19 protein-coding genes and 1 pseudogene are annotated in these 21483 nt (G+C 34.1%); 17 read left to right on the top strand and 3 right to left on the bottom strand.

Annotation, left to right across the window (positions count from 1 at the left end; genetic code table 11):
* The 9 genes from MV589_RS04570 to MV589_RS04610 all read left to right on the top strand — a co-directional run.
* Positions 1-1376 (top strand): class I tRNA ligase family protein (locus tag MV589_RS04570; protein ID WP_297432501.1); only part of this gene is annotated, 1376 nt, incomplete at its 5' end.
* Between the two features lies 1 nt (position 1377).
* Positions 1378-1902 (top strand): LPS assembly lipoprotein LptE, encoded by a 525-nt coding sequence (gene lptE, locus MV589_RS04575; protein ID WP_297432503.1) that lies wholly within the window; start codon positions 1378-1380, stop codon positions 1900-1902.
* A 12-nt stretch (positions 1903-1914) separates the two neighbouring features.
* A complete protein-coding gene (locus tag MV589_RS04580) occupies positions 1915-3459 on the top strand; it encodes a GGDEF domain-containing protein (RefSeq protein ID WP_297432505.1) in 1545 nt (514 codons plus the stop codon).
* 2 nt (positions 3460-3461) lie between these two features.
* Positions 3462-4610, top strand: coding sequence for a bifunctional folylpolyglutamate synthase/dihydrofolate synthase (locus MV589_RS04585; RefSeq protein ID WP_297432507.1), 1149 nt, complete (start codon positions 3462-3464; stop codon positions 4608-4610).
* Positions 4603-5511 carry a M23 family metallopeptidase gene (locus tag MV589_RS04590; RefSeq protein WP_297432509.1) on the top strand — a complete coding sequence of 303 codons (909 nt, stop codon included), beginning with the start codon at positions 4603-4605 and terminating at the stop codon, positions 5509-5511. The genes MV589_RS04585 and MV589_RS04590 overlap by 8 nt, the downstream gene beginning before the upstream one ends.
* A 13-nt stretch (positions 5512-5524) precedes the next feature.
* Positions 5525-8500, top strand: coding sequence for a transcription-repair coupling factor (gene mfd, locus MV589_RS04595; RefSeq protein WP_297432511.1), 2976 nt, complete (start codon positions 5525-5527; stop codon positions 8498-8500).
* A gap of 37 nt (positions 8501-8537) precedes the next feature.
* Positions 8538-9380 (top strand): sulfurtransferase, encoded by an 843-nt coding sequence (locus MV589_RS04600; protein ID WP_297432513.1) that lies wholly within the window; start codon positions 8538-8540, stop codon positions 9378-9380.
* Between the two features lie 2 nt (positions 9381-9382).
* Positions 9383-11413, top strand: coding sequence for a bifunctional diguanylate cyclase/phosphodiesterase (locus MV589_RS04605; RefSeq protein WP_297432515.1), 2031 nt, complete (start codon positions 9383-9385; stop codon positions 11411-11413).
* A gap of 32 nt (positions 11414-11445) precedes the next feature.
* Positions 11446-12258 (top strand): TIGR00282 family metallophosphoesterase, encoded by an 813-nt coding sequence (locus tag MV589_RS04610; RefSeq protein WP_297432516.1) that lies wholly within the window; start codon positions 11446-11448, stop codon positions 12256-12258.
* Here the strand turns inward: MV589_RS04610 and MV589_RS04615 are convergent.
* On the bottom strand, positions 12255-12674 hold the full coding sequence (locus tag MV589_RS04615) for a hypothetical protein (RefSeq protein ID WP_297432518.1): 420 nt from the start codon (positions 12672-12674) through the stop codon (positions 12255-12257). The two genes, MV589_RS04610 and MV589_RS04615, sit on opposite strands and share 4 nt — an antisense overlap.
* Before the next feature lie 95 nt (positions 12675-12769).
* Between MV589_RS04615 and MV589_RS04620 the strand changes: the two genes are divergently transcribed.
* The 3 genes from MV589_RS04620 to MV589_RS04630 all read left to right on the top strand — a co-directional run bounded on the left by MV589_RS04620 (position 12770) and on the right by MV589_RS04630 (position 14123).
* Positions 12770-13444, top strand: a complete 675-nt coding sequence (locus MV589_RS04620) for a response regulator transcription factor (RefSeq protein WP_297432520.1) — start codon at positions 12770-12772, stop codon at positions 13442-13444.
* Complete coding sequence (locus MV589_RS04625) at positions 13438-13839, top strand: hypothetical protein (protein WP_297432522.1); 402 nt, start codon at positions 13438-13440, stop codon at positions 13837-13839. Before MV589_RS04620 ends, MV589_RS04625 begins: the two co-directional genes overlap by 7 nt.
* 68 nt (positions 13840-13907) lie before the next feature.
* Positions 13908-14123, top strand: coding sequence for a hypothetical protein (locus MV589_RS04630; protein ID WP_297432524.1), 216 nt, complete (start codon positions 13908-13910; stop codon positions 14121-14123).
* 8 nt (positions 14124-14131) lie between these two features.
* On the opposite strand, the gene MV589_RS04635 is transcribed toward MV589_RS04630, so the two are convergent.
* Positions 14132-15832 (bottom strand): DNA polymerase III subunit gamma/tau, encoded by a 1701-nt coding sequence (locus MV589_RS04635; RefSeq protein WP_297432526.1) that lies wholly within the window; start codon positions 15830-15832, stop codon positions 14132-14134.
* A gap of 25 nt (positions 15833-15857) precedes the next feature.
* On the opposite strand from MV589_RS04635, the gene MV589_RS04640 reads away from it, so the two are divergent.
* The 3 genes from MV589_RS04640 to MV589_RS04650 are packed head-to-tail and all read left to right on the top strand — an operon-like array spanning position 15858 to position 18839.
* Positions 15858-17273 carry a MurL-like N-terminal domain-containing gene (locus tag MV589_RS04640; protein WP_297432528.1) on the top strand — a complete coding sequence of 472 codons (1416 nt, stop codon included), beginning with the start codon at positions 15858-15860 and terminating at the stop codon, positions 17271-17273.
* A complete protein-coding gene (gene murD / locus MV589_RS04645) occupies positions 17251-18507 on the top strand; it encodes a UDP-N-acetylmuramoyl-L-alanine--D-glutamate ligase (RefSeq protein WP_297432530.1) in 1257 nt (418 codons plus the stop codon). Before MV589_RS04640 ends, murD begins: the two co-directional genes overlap by 23 nt.
* Before the next feature lie 2 nt (positions 18508-18509).
* Entirely contained in the window at positions 18510-18839 is a 330-nt protein-coding gene (locus MV589_RS04650; protein ID WP_297432531.1) for a thioredoxin family protein, read from the top strand.
* Positions 18840-18863: 24 nt separating this feature from the next.
* Here MV589_RS04650 and rho read toward each other — a convergent pair whose 3' ends face one another.
* The gene (rho, locus tag MV589_RS04655; RefSeq protein WP_297432533.1) at positions 18864-20222 is read right to left on the bottom strand and encodes a transcription termination factor Rho; all 1359 of its coding nucleotides are present in this window, start codon (positions 20220-20222) and stop codon (positions 18864-18866) included.
* Positions 20223-20561: 339 nt separating this feature from the next.
* On the opposite strand from rho, the gene surE reads away from it, so the two are divergent.
* Entirely contained in the window at positions 20562-21344 is a 783-nt protein-coding gene (surE, locus tag MV589_RS04660) for a 5'/3'-nucleotidase SurE (protein WP_297432535.1), read from the top strand.
* 2 nt (positions 21345-21346) lie between these two features.
* Positions 21347-21483: pseudogene (locus MV589_RS10975) on the top strand (tRNA threonylcarbamoyladenosine dehydratase); the annotation flags it as partial.

Here is a 21483-nt window from a genome sequence, read left to right on the forward strand (position 1 = left end):
ATTTAGAAATAAACGCAGTAATAGAACCTTTTGAAGGTGAACATGACTTTTCAAAAACTGCTTTTACAGAGGTAGGTAAGCTTATAAACTCTGAAGATTTTAATGGTATGAATTCTCAAAAATCGCAGCAATTTATTATTGAGATGTTTGAAGAGAAGAAGATTGGTAAGAAGACTACAAACTATAAGCTAAAAGATTGGGGCGTGAGCCGTCAGCGTTACTGGGGCGCTCCTATTCCTTTTGTGCATTGTGACAAATGTGGTCTTGTTATGGAGAAAAAAGAGAATCTTCCTATTGCACTGCCTGAAGATGTAGAGATAACAGGTGAAGGAAATCCACTTGAAAATCATCCAACATTCAAATATTGTAAATGTCCAAAATGTGGTGGTGATGCTACCCGTGAGACAGATACAATGGATACTTTTGTAGAATCAAGCTGGTATTTTTTACGCTTTTGTGCTTCACCACAAAATTGGGAAAAAGAGGCATTTTCTGCTGAACAGATTAAATACTGGATGGGTGTTGATCACTACATTGGTGGGATTGAGCATGCAATTTTACATCTTTTATATGCACGATTTTTTACAAAAGTATTTCGTGATTTAGGTTACCTTAATTTTGATGAGCCTTTTGATAACTTGCTTACGCAAGGAATGGTACTTAAAGATGGTGCTAAAATGAGTAAGTCAAAAGGAAATACTGTTGATCCTGATGCTATTATAGAAAAATATGGTGCAGATACAGCAAGACTTTTCATACTTTTTGCAGCTCCACCAACACAAGAGTTAGAGTGGAATGATAGTGCAGTTGATGGTGCTTATAAGTTTATAAAAAGATTTTTTGATAGAAGTATCAATGTTGTGTCAACAGATACCAAACCAGAAGTTAATCATGCTTCTTTATCAAAAGAGGAGAAGTTTGCACGTAAAAAAGTATATGAAGCACTTCAAAGAGCAGAAGATGTTTACAATGAACGATATACTTTTAACACAATGATAGCAGGTGTAATGGAAGCGATGAATGCACTCAATGCACAGAAAAATGCAGATGTTTGGAGTGAAGGTTACTGGATTTTAAGTGCAATTATGGAGCCTGTTATTCCGCATACATGTTGGGAAATTTCTCAAAAATATTTTAATTTGAAAAACCTTGCTCCCCAAGAGATAGTTGAAGAGGTCTTTGTTGAAGATTCTCTCTCTCTTGGTGTCTCTATAAATGGAAAAAAACGAGGCGAAATTGAAGTAGCAGCAGATGCGAGTAAAGATGAAATTTTGGCTGCAGCAAAAGAGAGTGTAGCAAAATGGCTTGAGGGCAAAGAGCTTGTAAAAGAGATTGTAGTGCCTAAAAAACTTGTTAATCTTGTTGTAAAGGGTTAAGTTGCACTTTTATCCACATTTTTATAAGTTTATAGTGCTTAGTGTTGTTGTAGTTTTACTAAATGCATGTGGATACAGACCCTCTTCCAAATATGCAAGAGAAGTACTTGGTAATCGCATAAGTACTGATGTTGTTATCTCTTCACAAGACCCTGAAAATACCGTTGTAATTAAAGATGGGGTAGATGCAGCACTTGTCGAGATATTTCATACATCATTAACAAGCTTAAAGTATGCGGATACACATCTGAAAATTGCGCTGAATCCACCATCATACGCACCAATTCAATATAATGCGGATGGTTTTGTTATTGCATATCGTGCTACAATAACGCTTCGTATTACTAGAGAAAGTAAAAATATTAAAAAACATTATATGTCTCGTGGTACTTATGACTTTGCGGTATCGCCAAACGCAGTACTTACAGACCAAGAGAGATTTAATGCTATTAAATTTGGTTCAGCTAAAGCAATTTCATCATTTATTGCGCAAGTCTCAGCCGAAGGCTCTCGCATAGAAAAATAGGAGAAGAGATCGATGATGATTAAAAAAATTATTAATAATGCCTTGAAACGCTTAAAAGCAGAGGGAAAGTTATTAACGCCTGATTTTTATGCAGAAGCTTTTTGTAAAGAGGCAAAAAAAGCAAATATGAGGGTGGAAGATTGTGAGCATTTAGAAGGTTCTATACAATTGCTCAATAAAGATCTTCAAGCAGATTTAAGAAATTATCATATAAAAACAATAAAAGAGTTTGTCCGTTATGTGGTGACAAAGCTTAACCGTACAAATCCTACACAATGTACAAAAATTTTGGAATCTCAAATTCTCCTTACAAAACGTATATTACAAGTTGCTGCTGTTTTACACAATAAAGAGATAGCCTCTTTGTCTCGAAGCACCATAGAAATTATGGAGTCAACTTCACAACCCCAACAGTTAGACTCTCTTCGACAGCAATGGGTGAACTTCATTACAACTTATGATGACACATTTTTACAAGAGCTCAAACCCTATGGGGCAGTAGATAGTTCTGATTTGCGTAAAACTATTATGGGCTTAGATATAAATATATCCCAAGATAGCAAATTAGAAGATGAATTAACAAAACTTGCAAGACTGCTTGTAGCTTCTTTTGTTCCCTCAATTGCTTCAAGTGTAAATGATGAAATAGCCTCTGTTAGTGATAAGTTGAGAAATAATCCTGCTGTTTTAGAATCAGATACCATTGAAAATGAAATACGGTCGATTATTTCACTAAGAATTGCACTTGATAATAAAACAGTTAAAGATATGGTCGGCTCAATAGATGGTGTTTTAGATAAATTATCTCTGCGTTTAATTGCTATGATAGAGAGCTCAGATACATCTAATTTGGAGATTCAAGAGATAAAAAAAGAGTTAGAATCTTATAGTGAAGAGTCAACTACAAACTTTAAAGTTGCACATAAAAAACTCTTTACTATTGCCGTTGCTTTAGAAAAAAATACGCAACTTCTTAGTAGTGAACTAAAAGGTCACTCTATGGAGGTAAAACTTCTGAGTGATCGGGTGAATAGTTTAGAAAAAGAGCTTGAAAATGCAAAAAAAGAGTCTCAAGAAGATTTTTTAACTAAACTTTTAAATAAACGTGCACTTGATGAAATGATTAAGATAAAAGAGGCGGAATTTAAGCGTTATGGGCGTAACTACTCTGTAGCAATGTTTGATATAGATCACTTTAAAAAAGTGAATGATAACTATGGACATGAAGCTGGTGATGCTATTTTATCTGCTGTTGCAAAAATACTTAAAAATGATTCAAGAACAGTTGATATAGTAGGGCGTTTTGGTGGAGAAGAGTTTTTGGCGATTTTAAGCGATACCGATATACAAGGGGGTGTAACTTTTGCCCAAAAAGCAAGAGAGCATGTCCAAAAAGCCCGTTTTGTTTATAAAGGTAAACGCATAAAAGTGACCATAAGTGCTGGAGTAAGTGAGCGAAAAAATCATGTTTCAGCAGAAGCTACGATTAATTCTGCAGATGAGTATCTCTATAAAGCAAAACACGAAGGTAGAAACCGCGTGGAGTATAAAAAATAGTTGTGTTAGAAAATTTTTTAGAAAATAAACCACTCTATTATGATGAAATTGACTATACTCGTATGCCTAGAATTTATGCAAAGATTAAAAATAGAGTAAAAATTCCTAAAATTATTCACCTGGTCGGTACAAATGGAAAAGGGACAACAGGACGCTTCTTGGCTGCTGCTCTCTACTCTCTTGGCTTCTCTACTGGTCACTATACTTCTCCACATATTTTAGAATTTAACGAACGCATTTGGTGTAATGGCAAAAATATTGCCACGCCAGAGCTAGATAAAGCGCATAAAGAGTTGCTCCAACTGCTCTCTTTAGAAGATGCAGATGCTTTGAGTTATTTTGAGTACACGACTCTTATAGCACTTTTGTGTTATCAAGAGTGCGATTATGTAGTGCTTGAAGCTGGTTTGGGCGGAGAGTATGATGCGACTGCTGTATTTGATAATATACTTACTTTAGTAACACCAATAGATTTTGATCATGAAGCTTTTTTGGGTACAAGTATAAAAGAGATAGCTACTACAAAGTTAAATGCAGTCAATTCTGCCGCTATTTTAGCTTTGCAACCTCATAAAGAGGTTTATATCGTTGCAGCAGAGATTGCAGCAAAAAAGTCTCTTAAAATTGTTTCATTTTCCGAGTATCTAAACGCAGCAGATGAGAAAAAAATCACTCATATTACAAAAGAGCTTGGACTTGCCAAATATTTGCAAGATAATCTCAAACTTGCCATTGCCGCATTGAAATTTTTAGGTATTGTTTATGAAGCTAAGAATTTTTTTCATGCAAAACTTTTTGGAAGACTCTCAAAATTAAATGAAAATATTTACCTTGATGTAGGACACAATACTTTGGCGGCAAGCTCTATTGCAAAGGCACTACAAGGGAAGAAATACAGACTTGTTTACAATAGCTATCGCGATAAAAACTATAAAGAGATTTTGAGAATTTTAAAGCCTATTGTTGAAGAGGTCGAAATCATTGCAGTTAATGAAGAGAGAATCGAAGAGTCTTCTCTCTTAAAAGGGACGCTTAGTGACCTAGGGATGAAACATAGTGATTTTAGCTCTATAGATCCAACACAAGAGTATTTGGTTTTTGGCTCTTTTAGTGTGGCAGAGACTTTTTTAAGGAGTTATTATAATGGATAAGCATTTCACAATTACGATTCACGATGAAAATGGAGTGAAGAAGTTCAATGTCCATAAATTACTTAAAAAGTTCTTTTTTTATCTGTTGGCACTTCTTATTAGCATAGGATTAATGGCGGTTGGTACGATTTTATATCTTAATTATAGTGTTGATAAAATCAGTGCAAAAAGAGCAGATGTAGAAAAAGCTTATAAAAATTTGCAAGCAGAAGATCTGCTACTCCAAGCAAGTATGCAAAAAACAAAAAAGAGTCTTAAGGCAAAAAAAGAAGAACTTGAAGCAGTTTCTGACTCTCTTACAGAGATAGAAGAGTTGATGGGACTCAAACCAATTGCAAATGCTGATTTACTCGAACGTGTAAACAGTACAAAACTTACTTCTAAAGAGCGTGCAACACTTTTAGAACTTATTCCAAGTGGTTCTCCTGTGCCATATCATGGAATAACGAGTAAATTTGGTTATAGGATTAATCCTATTACACATAAAAGAGAGTTTCATAAGGGAACTGACCTAAAAGCTAAGTTGCATACTCCAATTTATGCAACTGCCAATGGTATTGTTGAGTGGTCAGGTTATCATAAACGCAGTGGATTTGGAAATCTTATTATATTGGCACACTCTTATGGATTTAAAACCTATTTTGGACATTTGAGCAAAGTAGTTGTCAAATCTGGGCAATTTGTTGAGAAAGGGAAGCTCATAGGTTATACTGGTAATTCTGGTATGAGCAATGGCCCTCATCTACATTATGAAATACGATTTTTACAGCGCCCTTTAAATGCTTATTGGTTTATTAAATGGACACAAAAAAATTACAATCAGATATTTGAAAAAGAGAAAAAAGTACCATGGCAGTCAGTTTTTGAAGCTATGAGTAAGATTCAAATAGTTAAAGAATAGGTAGATAAATTTTATGTCACAAGCAATTTTATATAATTATTTTAATACATACAAAAAAGAGTCACCTTTAGAAGTACTTATTTGCGAGGATGCAAAAGAGGCAGCTTCTTTAGAGACAGTAGCAAAATATTTTAAAAAAGATGTTGTTGTTTTTCCTGATTTTCGTCCCTCTTATGGGGATGATTTACGTTCATATAAAGAGGAACTTCACGAGCTTTTTTTTGCATTGCGAAGCTACTACTCTGCGAAGAAAAAACCTCTTGTTATAGCACCTCTAAAGACGCTACTCTTTCATCTTCCAAAAGAGGAAATACTTGGTGCTACGAGTTTAGAGTTTGGCACAGAGATTGACATGAATGCGTTTAAAGAGCAGATGCTATTTTGGGGATATACATTTGTTGATATGGTACAGGTTGAGGGAGAGATCTCTTTTCGTGGCGATATTATTGACATCTATGTCCCCTCTTCAAAAAATCCTGTTCGTATCTCTCTTTTTGACAATGAAATAGAGCAGATCAAAGAGTTTGCACTTGAAACGCAACGTACTTTGGGTGATGACCTTGAAGAGGTCGAAATACGCAGTGCTTTTTACTCTCTTGATGAGACTGCGTTTAATGCTCTTAATGAAAAAATTGAGCATAGCGAATTTGATGCACTCAACAAAGATGTAGCTTCTTTGGGATTTTGGCATCTTGATGATATGAGTGAAAATTTTTTAGCAGGTAAAGAGAGTAAGCTTGTAAGAGATTTACAAAATGTTTTAAAAGATGCTTATGGAATTAACAATCCTCAGCTTTCACGGGAGAGTTTTGAACTTGAAAAATTAGAAGAGAATGAGAGTGTAAAAGAGCTTGTTGTAGCTAATGCCGAGCAGCTCATTAAAGTGCATAAAGATAAAAAGATTACCATTATTGCTGCAAACGCAGCGACACTCAAACAGGCAGGAATTTATGATACAAAGAACATAAATGTTATTACTGCGCCTTATATTTTAAATATCATTACAGATGATGCACTTGTTATATCTCTGAATAAGCCAGATAAAAAACGCCGTAGAAGAAAAAGCTCCATTTTACTTGATGATTTAAAAGCAGGGGATTATGTTGTTCATGAAGATTATGGAGTGGGGATTTTTGAAAAGATAGAGCAGACTGAAATTCTTGGCGGCGTGAAAGATTTTATTGTCATAAAATATATTGGTGATGATAAAATTCTTTTACCTGTTGAAAATCTTGACTTTATAGACCGTTATATAGCGGGAGGAGGAAGTACCCCTGTTTTAGATAGACTAGGTAAAGGAAGCTTTGCAAAACTTAAAGCAACAGTGCGAAAACGTCTCCTTGAAATTGCTGGGCAAATTGTAAATACTGCTGCTGCACGCGCACTTATAAAAGCACCAAAAATTTCACTCGATAAAAAGAGCTTAAAAGAGTTTCAAGCACTCTCTGGGTTTGAATATACTGATGATCAAACGCAGTCTATAGATGAGATAATTTCGCAGATTAGTTCAGGGCATATTATGGACAGACTTTTAAGTGGTGATGTTGGTTTTGGAAAGACAGAAGTAGCACTCAATACTATCTTTGCGGCATATAAATCAGGCTATCAGTCTGCTTTTATCGTGCCTACTACGCTCCTCTCTGCACAGCATTTTAGAAGTTTGGATGAAAGATTCCATGATTTAGGCATTCGTTATGCTAAGCTCGATAGATTTGTAAGCACAAAAGATAAAAATGCCATTATAAAAGGGCTTGCAAGTGGTGAGATAGATTGTGTTGTTGGAACGCATGCTCTTTTTGGATTGGAGTTTAAAAAACTAGGTGTTGTTATCATCGATGAAGAGCATAAATTTGGTGTTAAACAAAAAGAGAAAATAAAAGAACTGTACCATAATGTGCATCTGCTCTCAATGTCAGCAACACCAATTCCTCGTTCACTCAATCAAGCGCTTAGTTCCATAAAAACCATGAGCCAACTTTTAACGCCACCAAGTGAGCGACAAGGTGTGAGAACTTTTGTAAAAGAGTATGATGAAAAGCTTATAAAAGAGGTTATTTTGCGTGAGCTTCGTCGTGGAGGACAGGTCTTTTATGTTCATAACTCTATTGACCATATGCCTATTAAAATGGGCGAAATAAAAGCACTTCTGCCAGAGTTACGCATAGTAATGCTACACTCTAAAATCTCTGCTGTGCAGACAGAAAAAGAGCTCTTGAAATTTGAAGCGGGTGAATATGACTTGATGATAGCAACTTCCATTATTGAGAGTGGTATTCATATGCCTCGTGTAAATACCATTATTGTTGATGGTGCAGATAGATTTGGTATAGCAGACCTGCATCAACTTCGTGGACGCGTTGGGCGTGGCAGCTATGAAGGTTTTGCCTATTTTGTTGTGCCAAATAAAGAGGCTCTTACTGATGAGGCAAAAAAGCGTCTTTTAGCACTTGAATCAAACTCATTTTTAGGTTCTGGTTCTGTTTTAGCTCATCATGATTTAGAGATTCGTGGTGGAGGAAACCTTGTTGGAGATGCTCAAAGTGGGCATATAAAAAATATAGGCTATTCACTCTACTTGAGAATGCTTGAAGATGCCATCAAAGATTTGAGTAATACCACTCAAACGCAGCGTGCTAAAGTAGATATTAAACTTACTATTTCGGCTTATGTTAGTGATATGGTTATTCAAGAAGACAGGCTGCGTTTAGATATATATAGACGACTTTCTCAGGCTGAGAGTGCCATAGAAATTTATGAAATTGAAGAGGAGGTAATCGATAGATTTACTGAAATCGATACTCCTACAAAACAGTTTTTTGAACTTATGGTCATTAAACTTTTAGCTATTGATAAAAAGATAAAATCTATTTCAAATTATGGGCAAAATATTACTTTTACTTATTTGAATGATGCAAAAGAGACAATCAAAGCTGATAGTAAGGATGATGATGATATTATCAAAAATACATTGGTTTATTTAAGAAAATAGTAAGCTAAAAACTTAAAAAAAAGGGGGGGGGGGTACAATGAAGTTTTTAAAATTTCACATTATCCTTTATTTACTACTCTCATCGTCTCTTTTTGCGATGCCATCACTTGTCTCTGTAAAATGGCTAAGTCAGAATTACTCTAATCCAAATTTGGTTATTATTGATGTAAGAAAGCCTTCCCTTTATAAGCAGGGGCATCTTAAACGAGCTGTAAACCTACCTACTTTTCAATATCTATTTGATACAAAAAATCAATATAAAATGCCAAAGTTGGACTTTTTACAAAAGGCATTTAGCAATGCAGGTATTGACAACAGAAGTAAAGTTGTGGTTTATGGAAATAATGAACTAATTTGGGCTGCTAGATTTTTTTGGATTAGTAAAGTTTTAGGTCATAATGAGGTTGGTTTACTTAAAGTTGGATATGGCAACTGGAAAAAAGGAACACTTCCAATAAGTAAAAAAATATATAAAGCGAAGCCTACAAATTTCATACCACGAATTAACAATAAAGTCATGCAGACAAAATTAAGCACAATGCTTGCAATAAAAAGAGATGTAATTATAGATGGAAGACCTGCCTCATTTTATAATGGCTTAAAATCTCATGCAAAAAGATTTGGGCATATTCCTACTGCATTAAATTATCCAGGTTCATTAAGTTATGATGTGAATGGTAGTGGAATGAAATCAATTAAAGAGCTTAAAAAACTATATAAAAACTTACCAAAAAATAAAAAAATCATACTCTACTGCGAAGATGGGGCAGATGCAGCACTTAATTTTTTAGTCTTAAAAAAATTAGGCTATGATGCTTCTGTATATGATGGTTCTTGGTTGGAGTGGGGAAATGATTCTAATCTTCCTGTAGCGAAATAGTTATGAAAACAAAGAATTATAGTGGTTCTATTAAAAGAAAATTAGCGAAAATTATACTGAGTGTTACATCTTTAGTCTTTTTTATATCTTATTTTGTTTTTGTAATTATCTATGTAAAACATGAAGATAGAAGAACACAAAAACTTACAGAGACCATAGGTGTCGTTATATCTCAAGATTTAGCAAAACTTATTTTTTTAAATAATGTTTCTGTTGCTGCAGATATTACTACTAAATTACAATCATTTAAAATGTTGAAATCTGCCGTAGTCTATAAAAATAATGGTAGTGCAATATATCAGTATAGCAAAAATGGTAAAAGTTTTACTCCTGACGGCAAATGTAAAAAACAAGGGTATAAGATAGTAGGTGAGACTCTTATTTCAAGTACAACTATACACTATTCTGGAAACAACTTTGGTTGTATTCGAATGAAATTGCAACACATGACCTTTTTTAATATTTTTAAAAAATATCTATTGCCATTAGTTCTATTTTATCTTTTTATTGTCCTTTTATCGTCTGTTTTAGCTTCATTCTATGCTAAAAAATTTACAAATCCAATCTTAAAACTTATAAATTTTTTAGAAGGAGTTGAGTTAGATGCTTTTCTTGATAGGCGTATAGAGATTACAGAAGATGATGAGTTTGGTAAACTTTATGAAGAGATAAATATTATGCTTGAGAGTTTACAAAACTCATTAAAAGAGAAAGAAGAAGCTGATAAAAAAGTAGAGTATCTTAGAGAGTATGATTCTTTAACTGGTCTGCCAAATAAAGATTTATTTATAAAATCATTACAAAAGCAGATTGATTATAAAACTTTAAAAGAGTGGCATATAATGCTTTGCGTAGATATAGATAAATTTAAAGTTTTGAATGATCTTTATGGGCATGAAATTGGTGATACTGTTTTACAACTTTTAGCAAGATCATTACAAAAAGAGTTTAGAGATGTAACTTTGATTGCAAAAATTGGGATAGATGAATTTTTGATTTGTTATAGAAATGTTTCAGATGATAAAGAGTATGCAATACAAAAAGTAGAAGATATGTTAAATCGTCTCAATGGTATTGTCTCAAACTCTTTTTATGTTCATGGTGAAGAGTTAAATATTGCAATTCATGTTGGTGCAAATGTTTATTCTAAAAATTTAACATCTGCTTCTGAAATTCTACAACAGACAGATGGTGCTTTACAAAATGCTAAAAAAGAGGAAAAAAAGTTCTCTTTTTATAGTAAAGAGATAGAGAAAAAAGCACAAGAAAATTTAGATATTTATAATGATTTATTAGTAGCAGTTAAAGAGAATCAATTTGAACTATTTTATCAATTACAAAATAGAGATGATGGCTCTTACTTTGGTGCTGAGGCACTTATACGATGGAATCATCCAACACTTGGTTTTTTAGCTCCTTTTAAATTTATACCTATTGTTGAGAGTAGCAATTTGATTTTTGATGTTGGCACATGGGTGTTAGAAAATGCTTGTAAGCAACTCTCTCTTTGGCAAGAAAATTCTAAGACAAAAGATTGGGTTTTAGCTGTAAATGTAAGTACAAGACAGTTTGCTCAAGATGATTTTTTAGATATTGTTCAACGATGTATTAAAAAATATGATATTCCTCATAATAAATTAAAAATTGAAATATTAGAGTCACTTTTATCTAATGATTTTGAAACGATGGTACAAAAGATACAAAAACTTAGAGAGTTAGATATTCAGATCTCTATTGATGATTTTGGTACTGGTTACTCTTCTTTACAGTATTTAAAATATTTACCAGTAAATCAGATAAAGATTGATCAGAGTTTTATTTTTGGAATGTTAGAAAATGAAGCAGATAAAATTATTGTGCAGAGTATTATAAACTTAGGTAAAGCTTTTAAATTTGATGTTATTGCTGAGGGTGTAGAGACAAAAGAACATTTTGAAAAGTTAAAAGAGTATGGTTGTCACTATTTCCAAGGTTACTATTTTGCAAGACCTGAACCAATAGAAAAAATAGAAAAAGTAGTTGCCCAACTTTAGCTATAATTGCGAAAAAATATGAAGATGGTTGTATGAGAATAGCATTTGTAGGAGATATTGTAGGAAGTCCGGGGCGTGATATGCTCAAAAAATATTTACAAGAGATAAAAGAGAAAGAGAATATTGACTTTGTTATTGCAAATTATGAAAACGCTTCACATGGTTTTGGCTTGACGCTAAAAAACTGTAATGAACTTTTCTCTTATGGTATTGATGTAATGAGTGGCGGTAACCATACTTGGGATAAAAAAGATATTTTACCTCTTTTTGATTCTCATGAAATACTTCGACCTCATAATTATCCAGAGGGAGTGCCAGGAACAGGATGTAAGGTTTATGCTGTTGGGAGTGAAAAACTAGCTGTTTTAAATCTTATGGGACACTACTCTATGCCATATTGTGATAATGCTTTTCGTTGTGCTGAGACTACAGTAGAAGAGTTATATAAAGAGGGTGTTAAGAATATATTTGTCGATTTTCATGCAGAAGCAACGAGTGAAAAACGTGGAATGATGATGTTGATGCAAGGGAAAGTAAGTGCTATAATTGGAACGCATACTCATGTATCGACAGATGATTTTCAAATTGCAAATGGTACGGCTTATATGAGTGATATGGGTTTGACTGGATGTAGAGATAATGTCATTGGTATGGATGCAAAAGTGCCACTTCAGCAGTTTTTAACAGGATTAAAAGGGCATTATGACATTCCTAAAAAGTGTAAAAAAATTCTGCAAATGGCTGTTTTAGATATTGCCGATGGTAAATGTAGCGCTGCGTTTAAAATCAAACAGTTTGATGATGGCAGGGTTATAAAAACAGAGGCATGGATAGAAGAATATTAAGCAGTTACTTTGTAGTAGTTGTCGTTAGCTATATAAGTATTTAGTGCATTTTGTTTTATACTTGCATTGCTTACAAAACTACTTTGTATGTGTCCAAGAGGAACCTTAGGTTTTCTTAATCGTGGGAACATGGTAGAATTTTCGCTATAAGCTACTTGCGCATTTTTAAGAGTAGTAACTTTTGTAAATTTTGTTTTTTGAGACTGCTGCGTTTGCTCTTGTAATTTTTGTTGATTTCGCAACACTTTAAATTGTGAAATATAACTCACAGGGAGTTTTACTTCTGCAAATTTTGCAGGTAAATCTGTAGGAGCTATTTTCTCTTTTTTAAGAGAAAAACTTTCCTCTTTTTTCTGTGATCTATTTGCCTCTACATGAGAGGCACTTAGATAAGTATTATATGACGATACAAACATCTTTAACCTCCCATACTTTTATTTACTCTCATTTTAGCATTATTTTTATAAAAAACTTATATAATAAGAAAATTCAATATAGGCAGTTAAAAATTATGGATGCAAATATAGTTATTGTAGAAGATGAAGAAGATTTACTAGAACTTTTGGAATACAATTTACAAAAAGAGGGTTATGAAACCATTGGTTTTTTAAATACCAAAACAGTCGTGCAGATTTTAGAAGAAGAAGATATTGACCTATTGATTATGGATAGAAATCTCCCTGGAGTGGAGGGGAGTGAATTTGTTGGTGCATTGCGTGAAGATGGCGTTGATGTGCCCGTTATATTTTTAAGCGCAAAAGATGCAGATGAAGATATAGAGGAGGGCTTTTTAAAAGGTGCCGATGATTACATCACAAAACCTTTCAATATGAAAGAGTTGCTTTTACGTGTTAAATCTTTACTAAAACGCACTTCAAATAAATGCTCTGCTGAGACATTAACTTATAGAGATTTACTACTTGACAATGGTAGTAGAACAGTGAGTGTGGCAGGAGAAAATGTAGATGTTACAAAGCTTGAATTTGATCTACTTTGTGAGTTTATAAGAAATAAACATAATGTACTTGAGCGAGATTATTTGCTTGAGAGTGTTTGGGGAGATAGTGAAAACTACCAGTATAAAACAGTTAATGTAGCCATAAACAGACTCAAAGAGAAGATAGACCCCGATAAAACAAAAGAGTATATACAGACAGTGCGAGGGGTGGGTTACAAACTTTGTTAAATTTAAAAAAAGAGATATATAAGAAGTTTTTCTTTACGCTTGTAGGGGTCTTTGTTGTACTCTTTTCTTTAGCATATTTTTTACTAAAAGATTTACTCCTATCACAGTTAAATCCCCAACATGACAATATTATTCTCATCATGGACTCTTACAATACTATTTGGGCTGAAATACTCATTGCCTTTGTAATGCTTGGCACTGTTGCTTTTTTATATATAAAAAGATTAAGTGATACTTTGCTGGAGGATGTGCAACATCTTAGTGAGTATATGCAAGCCATAAATAACAAAAACTATGAGGCAATCATACAAATACAGCACTATACAGAATTTTTAAAAATAGCGCTTATTTTTAAAAATTTGGTAAAACGCTTAAAGAAAAAAGAGAAAAAATAATACCAAATTGACATATTTTTTACACTTTTCATTTTTTTGCTATATATTTTCACTTTTAAGGAGTGAAGATGAGAGATTTTCGTCAGATTATTGTTGTTTTAAAAGAGCGGATAGAAGCTAAAGATAAGAAAGAACGCATATACGATAAAGATGTAGCAGCACTTTTAAATATATCGCAGTCGAAATTTGCAACAATTAAAAAGCGTAATGCAACACCTTATGTTGCACTCTTAGAGTATTGCTACAAAGAGAGTATCTGTTGCAGTGAGATTTTTTTTGATTAAAGATGGCTTTAAATCTTTGATTGCACGGTAACTTTTCTTGCTTCAAACATCTCTATGGCTTTTTGAACCATTGGCTCTTTTGTGATGTCATCACCATTGATTTCATCGACAACTGAAGGCTCATTACAACCTGCAACACATGATGCTCCACCACCTATTTCAATATCGCCAAGTGTTGAACCACTTTGATCTCCTGAAATATTTTTCTCTACTGTTTTTGCTTCTTCTACTTTTTCTTGGGAGCAGGCAACACCTTTAATTTTTGTCTCAAAACTAAACACTTCTCGTACAAGTTGTTTTATGACAGAGTAGCCATGCTTAAGAGCTTTTTTACAACTCTCATCTGCACAACTCTCCCATGTAAGGGTATTGTCTGCAAATGAAACATAGTGGATGTTGTTTTTAAAACACTCTCCAAGTTCATAATTTCTATCTTGAATTTTTGCTATGAGTTTTTCAAACTTCTCTAAACCCTCTGGTGTTTGTTCAATTTCTTTTGCTGGGCGCACCTCTTCTACCGGTTCTTCTATTTTTTTAATAGGCTCTTCTATTTTTGCAACAGCTCCACCCATCTCTGGTGTAGTTGCTTGCACTTTTATGGTGGCAGGTTTTTCTGCAGGCACTGCAATCTCAGGACGCGTAATATTTTTTTGGAATGATTCTATCATTTGGTCAATTTCACGGATTTTAAGTGCTTCTATCATTTTGAAAAATATCATAGAGAGTACAAACGAACCATCTGCGTTTATACTAAAGAGGTATTTGGATTCGCTTAAAATCCTGAAAAAACGCTCAAGTACCAAGGTGGAGAAGAGGGCATCTTGGTTATACATTTTCTCTTTGAGGTAGGCAATAAGCTCATCAACAACCATTTCACTCTCATAATCTTCCAGTATTTTGGTGTACTCTACAAGTTTTGCATAATCTTTTGCAAAGACAGCATCAAAAAGCTCACTAATGAATTTTGGATCAACAAGTCCGAGCATATCGGTAACTGTAGCAACATCTACATGATTTTTAGAGTATATGATGGCTTGGTCAAGCAGGGTGAGGGTGTCTCGAAGACTTCCTTTTCCACTACGCGCTAAAATCTCTAAAGCAGGAATCTCATAAGCAATCTCTTCAAGCTGTAAAATATGGGCAATATGCTCGACTATTTTATTTGTTGCGATACTTTTAAATCTAAAGTGCTGTGTGCGGCTTAAAATTGTCGCTGGAAGTTTAAGAGGGTCTGTTGTTGCTAAAATAAATTTTACATATTCAGGCGGCTCTTCAAGAGTTTTAAGCAGGGCATTAAAAGCCTCTTTTGTAAGCATATGGACTTCATCAATGATGAAGATTTTGTAGCGTGCAACGGCAGGTTTATACTTTGTCTGCTCTATAAGGTCACGTATATCGTCGATTTTACGGCTACTTGCTCCATCCATCTCAATGATGTCCATATGGCGGTTTTCTTTTGCCATAACGCAGTTAGAACACTTATCACAAGGCTGGTGGCTTACTCCCTCTTCACAAATCAGGGCTTTTGCAAAAATACGAGCAGTAGAAGTCTTTCCACTCCCTCGAAGTCCTGAAAAAAGGTAAGCATGAGAGAGTCGGTTTGCATCGAGTGCCAAAGAGAGTGTTTGTGCTATGGTCTCTTGCCCAATGAGTTCATCAAAATTAGTTGGGCGGTATTTTCTAGCCAATACTTCATGTGCTTCTTGCAAGTGTCGTCTCCCTTGTTTTCTTCTGGTGATTTTAGCATTTATAGAGTTAAAAAATACTATAATTGGCGAACAAAACTCAAAAATGGCAGATATGAAAAAATTTAATGAATTAAGAGCACAAAACAATAAATTTGTTTATAAATCGTATGAAATAAAAGAAGATAGACAAAACATTACTCTGGAGTTCCACTATCGGTTGCATGAAGCAGCAAGAGTGAGTGATTTTCACCATCGCTTGAAACTGAAAAAAGATGAAAAAATGACAACTGCGTTTGCTATGCAAAATATAGTTTTTCATATTGGTTTAGCAGAAGCGATTAGTTACTATAAAATTGCCGCTCCAAAGGATTTTGTGATCGAGTGTGGCTCACTGAATGAAGAGCAGAAAAAATGGTTTTCTAAATTATATTTTAATGGATTAGGGGAGTTTATTTATTGTAATAATATTGCAGTAACAGAAGATACTCTTGTTAATTTTATAACAGCAGATGCAGAGCCATTTCAAAAAATATCTCTCCAAACGCAAGAGAATAACATCATTCCAATAGGTGGAGGAAAAGACTCTCTTGTGAGTTATGAACTACTAAAAGAGGCATTTGCTGACTCTTTGATGTTCTCTATGAATCCCATTGTGGCTTCAAAGAAAGTGCTTGATGCTCATCCTTTAAATGCAATAGAATTAGAGCGTGAACTTGATTTAAAACAGATTTTTGCTTTTAACAATAGTGGTTACTTAAATGGACATATACCTTTTTCTTCTATTGTTGGATTTATCTCTATCTGGCTTGGACTTCTCTATGAAACACGCTATATTGTCCTCTCAAATGAGTCAAGTGCAAATGAAGAAAACATAATCTATAACGGACAAAAAATTAACCATCAATATTCAAAATCAATAGAATTTGAAGATGATTTTAGATGGTATATTTCAAATTTCATTACAGATGATGTGGAGTATTTTAGCTTTTTACGCCCTCTTGATGAGATACATATAGCAAAACTCTTTGCCGAGGTGGCTAAGGAGCATTTCTTTGATTTTAGAAGTTGTAATGTTGGAAGTAAACGCAACGAATGGTGCGGGAAGTGTCCCAAGTGTCTCTTTACCTATATCATGCTTTGTAACTACATAGATGATGTGACTTTACAAAAAATATTTGCTAAAGATATGCTTGATGATGCATCTTTGCAAGAGCTTTTTGATGGTTTGAGTCAAAGTGATGCACTCAAACCTTTTGAGTGTGTGGGGACTTATGATGAGGTAAACTATGCACTTAGTAAAAAATATGCCACATACAAGAGAGAAGAGCTTCCTTATCTGCTTAAAAATTATAAACCAAAAGAGATGGATTATGATTTGAGTGTGGATTATGACGCAAACAATAATCTTCCACCAAAATTTAAAGAGGTACTCAAAAAATATGTTGCAAAATTTAGTTTCTGATTTAGAGCGGTATAAGAAAATTGCTATATTTGGTTATGGTGTGGAGGGAAAATCTTTTCACGCTTTTGCAAAAGAGTATTTGCCAAATGCCAACATAGTAATTGTCGATAAAAACTACTCAGATGATGCAGAGTATCTTCAAAAGTTGGATGGCGTAGATATTGTGATAAAATCTCCTGGTATCTCTCTTTATACTCTTGGTATCTCTTATGCGGATTATAATTTTACCTCTATTACAGAACTGTTTTTGAAACATTTCTCCGCGCAAATTATAGGTATAACAGGCACAAAGGGAAAATCAACGCTTGCAACACTTGTTCATTCAATGCTTGTAAATGCAGGAAAAAGTGCCTTATTGTGTGGAAATATAGGTATAAGCCCTCTTGATGCAATAGCACAAATAAATGCAGATACAAAAATAGTGATGGAACTCTCCTCACACCAACTCCATCATATTTCCTATTCACCGCACATTGCAGTTTTGACAAATCTTTTTGAAGAACATCTGGATTATTATAGAGATTTAAAAGATTATTATGAGGCGAAGTTTAATATTTTTAGCCATCAGAGTGAAGATGATATTTTTATATACAATTTAGAAGATGAGAGTCAATATCTAAACGCAGCACTGATTAAAAGCCGCTTTGCTTATAATGTTTATGGTGCAAAAGTAGAGTTTGAGCCGGAATTTACTCTGGAGAGAGGCTATTTGCACCAAGCAACGCTTCAAATTGCAGAGAGATTAGCTCTGGTGTTAAATATAGACAATAGTGTTTATATGCAGACTATTGCTGCGTTTGAGACACTTCCACACCGCTTGGAATTTGTAAAAAAAGTTAAGGGCATAAGTTTTGTAAATGACTCTATCTCTACCATTCCAGAAGCGACAATTGCGGCTATTAAAATGTTGAAAAATGTTGATAGTGTCATAATTGGAGGGAATGATAGAGGCGTAAACTATGAGCAACTCGTAAGATTTTTACAAACGAGTGAGGTTCAAAATATTATTCTTTTTTCAGATACGGGAGAGCAGATATATACTAAATTAAGTAATACTTTAGAAGAAAAAAATCTTTTTTTGATGAATAACTTGCAAGAGAGCATAAAAAAAGCATATAATGTCTCTACAAATGTAGTTCTGTTTTCTCCTGCTGCTTCAAGTTTTAATGAGTATAAAAATTTTGTAGAGCGTGGGAATGAATTTAAAAAAAGTGTTAATCAATTAAAGGAGTAGTTATGCCATTTATAGAAGTTGATGAAGAGAATTTTGATACAGTTTTAGCCGCTGAACTTGCAAAAGAGCATACTGTTATTTTGAAGTTTGCTTCAACATTTTGTGACTCATGTGAAATTATGGAGTATGAACTTTCAGAAGTACATGAGAGAGTTCCTAAAGTCTCTATTTTAGATATTGATGCTGGAGTTAGTGAGGGATTGTTATATAGATTTTTGATTGAGCAAGTGCCTACAACTTTGATACTAAAAGATGCTAATACACAGTTACTTTATAAAACAGGAATTATGCTTGCAGATGATATTGTGGATGTAATACTGAAAGATCGATAAAAAATAGTTAGCTAAAAATGCTAACTATTTGTCTGCGTTCATACTTAAAAGAAACTCTTCATTTGTCGCTTTTTTGCCCATTGTGTTGTAAATAAATTTAAGTGCTTCTACTTCATTGTCTTGTTTATGGAGCATTTGACGTAAAATAAATACTTTTTGTAATACTTCAGGACCGATGAGAAGTTCATCTTTACGCGTACCAGATTTAAGAATGTCAATGGCAGGGAATATGCGTCTCTCAGCTATTTTTCTATCGAGAACCACTTCCATATTTCCAGTACCTTTAAACTCTTCAAAGATGACTTCATCCATACGGCTTCCAGTATCTACAAGGGCCGTGGCAATTATGGTAAGACTACCACCATTTTCAATGTTACGTGCAGCACCGAAGAAACGCTTAGGACGGTGTAGTGCATTTGCATCAACACCACCAGAGAGTACTTTACCACTTGATGGAGTCACTGTGTTGTATGCACGAGCAAGACGAGTAATAGAGTCGAGTAAAATGACAACATCACGACCAAGCTCAACACGGCGTTTTGCTTTTTCTATAACCATCTCTGCTACTTTTACATGGTTTTTTGCTGGCATATCAAAAGTTGAACTATAGACTTCACCTTTGACTGAACGTTCCATATCTGTAACCTCTTCAGGACGTTCATCAACAAGCAGAACCATTAAATCAACTTCAGCATGGTTTTTTGTAATTCCATGTGCAATCTCTTTTAAAAGTTCTGTTTTACCACTTCTTGGAGGTGCAACGATAAGTCCACGCTGTCCCTTTCCAATAGGACAAAAAAGATCTAACATTCTACCAGTTAGCCCTTTTTCTCGATACTCTAATTTTAGCTGTTCTGTTGGATAAAGCGGTGTTAAGTTTTCAAAAAGTGGACGTTTTTTACTCTCTTCAGGTGGAAGTGAGTTTACCGCTTCTATTTTAATAAGGGCATAATAGCGCTCTTGATCTTTTGGCGGTCTTACTTGACCAGTTACGACATCACCATTTCTAAGAGCAAAGCGTTTTATCTGTGTATTTGACACATACGCATCATTAATACTTTCATTGAAACTTTGATCAATAGAACGGATAAAACCATATCCATCTTGCATAATTTCTAAAATACCACTAAAGAGGATAAATCCACCCTGTGCAGTTTGTGCTTTTAGAATTTCAAAAATAACATCTTGACGTTTAAGTTCATTTGGATGTTCAACACCAAGTTTCGTTGCCATATCAACAAGATCACCAATACTTTTAGTACGGAGCTCTTCAACACTTGAACCTTTTACAGGTGTATGTGTTCTTGAATTATTGTTTTTTCTGTTGTTATTGTTTTTTGGATTTTTTTTAGGTTGTTGTGTAGATGAAGTGCTTTCGCTCATATGGATGATTGCCTTAATTTTTTAGATTTTATTGCGAGAAAGATTAAGAGACTTCTTAGAGTATCTTTATTTTGTATATGAAATTTTACAATAACTTAGGAGCGAATGTCAAGTTCGCTCCATAATCCAAATAATTCCATAACATTTCCCCTACCTCTCAATTCATAAAAAAACTCGTCTTTTCTTGTTAACTTTTTTTATTCCTTCTTCAGCATTGTTGAGTTTTTGTTCTTTGACCTTATTAATATAATGGAGAGTATTATAACAATATTTTATTAAAGGTAAATTTTTTCACTTTTTTTTCTCGAATGTAAATGATGTTTTGTATAAAATACAATTATGAAAAATAAATATAAAATTTTAGTTACAAATGATGATGGATATGATGCAAAAGGCTTAAAGCAGTTAAGAAAAGCACTTTGTGAACTTGAAGATGTGACGGTTGTTGTTGTCGCTCCTGCAAATGAAAAATCAGCCTGCGGACACTCTCTGACTTTGACCAAACCACTGCGTTTTGTTGCCTTGGAAGAGAACTTTTTTAAACTTGAAGATGGTACGCCTACTGACTGCGTTTACCTCTCTTTGAGTGCGATATTTCAAGATGAAAAGCCAGATTTGGTTGTGAGTGGAATCAATCGTGGTTCAAATATGGGTGAAGACATCACTTACAGTGGTACAGCTGCAGCTGCAATGGAAGGAGTCTTGCACAATATTCCCTCCATCGCAATTTCACAGGTAATGGATTTTACAAATCCAAATGGGGATTTTTCTTTAGCATGTGATACTATTAAAAAAATAGTGACAAAAATACGAAAAGATGCTTTTCCCCTGCCTGATAGAGAGTTTTTAAATATAAATATTCCTCCAGAAGTTACAAATGCGCAGATGAAAATTACTTATGCTGGTTATCGTGTTTATGCTAATGATGCAGAGATTCATCGCAATCCGCGTGGTGAAGAGCATTACTGGTTAGGTCTGCATCCTCTGAATTTTAAGGCACGAAGTGGTAATTTGGGAATGAGTGATTATGAGGCTATTCGTGATGGATATATCTCAATTACGCCAATTATGCTTGATTTAAGTGCTTACAAAAGTATGCAAAAATTAGAGGATTGGCTTTAAAAATGCCACAATACAGTCGCATAAAATTACTTTTGCAAGAGGATTTTAAAAAGCTTGAAGATGCCAAAATCATTCTGCTTGGGGTTGGTGGAGTAGGGAGCTTTTGTCTGGATTGTCTCTATAGAAGCGGCATAAAAAA

Source organism: Sulfurimonas sp. (assembly GCF_026991475.1).
In the GTDB taxonomy this organism is placed as follows: Bacteria; Campylobacterota; Campylobacteria; order Campylobacterales; family Sulfurimonadaceae; genus Sulfurimonas.

Coding starts and splice junctions, on each gene's coding strand:
- MV589_RS04580 (WP_297432505.1), top strand. CDS start 1,915: ATGATGATTAAAAAAATTATTAATAATGCCTTGAAACGCTTAAAAGCA.
- MV589_RS04590 (WP_297432509.1), top strand. CDS start 4,603: ATGGATAAGCATTTCACAATTACGATTCACGATGAAAATGGAGTGAAG.
- mfd (WP_297432511.1), top strand. CDS start 5,525: ATGTCACAAGCAATTTTATATAATTATTTTAATACATACAAAAAAGAG.
- MV589_RS04600 (WP_297432513.1), top strand. CDS start 8,538: ATGAAGTTTTTAAAATTTCACATTATCCTTTATTTACTACTCTCATCG.
- MV589_RS04605 (WP_297432515.1), top strand. CDS start 9,383: ATGAAAACAAAGAATTATAGTGGTTCTATTAAAAGAAAATTAGCGAAA.
- MV589_RS04610 (WP_297432516.1), top strand. CDS start 11,446: ATGAGAATAGCATTTGTAGGAGATATTGTAGGAAGTCCGGGGCGTGAT.
- MV589_RS04615 (WP_297432518.1), bottom strand. CDS start 12,674: ATGTTTGTATCGTCATATAATACTTATCTAAGTGCCTCTCATGTAGAG.
- MV589_RS04620 (WP_297432520.1), top strand. CDS start 12,770: ATGGATGCAAATATAGTTATTGTAGAAGATGAAGAAGATTTACTAGAA.
- MV589_RS04630 (WP_297432524.1), top strand. CDS start 13,908: ATGAGAGATTTTCGTCAGATTATTGTTGTTTTAAAAGAGCGGATAGAA.
- murD (WP_297432530.1), top strand. CDS start 17,251: ATGTTGCAAAATTTAGTTTCTGATTTAGAGCGGTATAAGAAAATTGCT.
- MV589_RS04650 (WP_297432531.1), top strand. CDS start 18,510: ATGCCATTTATAGAAGTTGATGAAGAGAATTTTGATACAGTTTTAGCC.
- rho (WP_297432533.1), bottom strand. CDS start 20,222: ATGAGCGAAAGCACTTCATCTACACAACAACCTAAAAAAAATCCAAAA.
- surE (WP_297432535.1), top strand. CDS start 20,562: ATGAAAAATAAATATAAAATTTTAGTTACAAATGATGATGGATATGAT.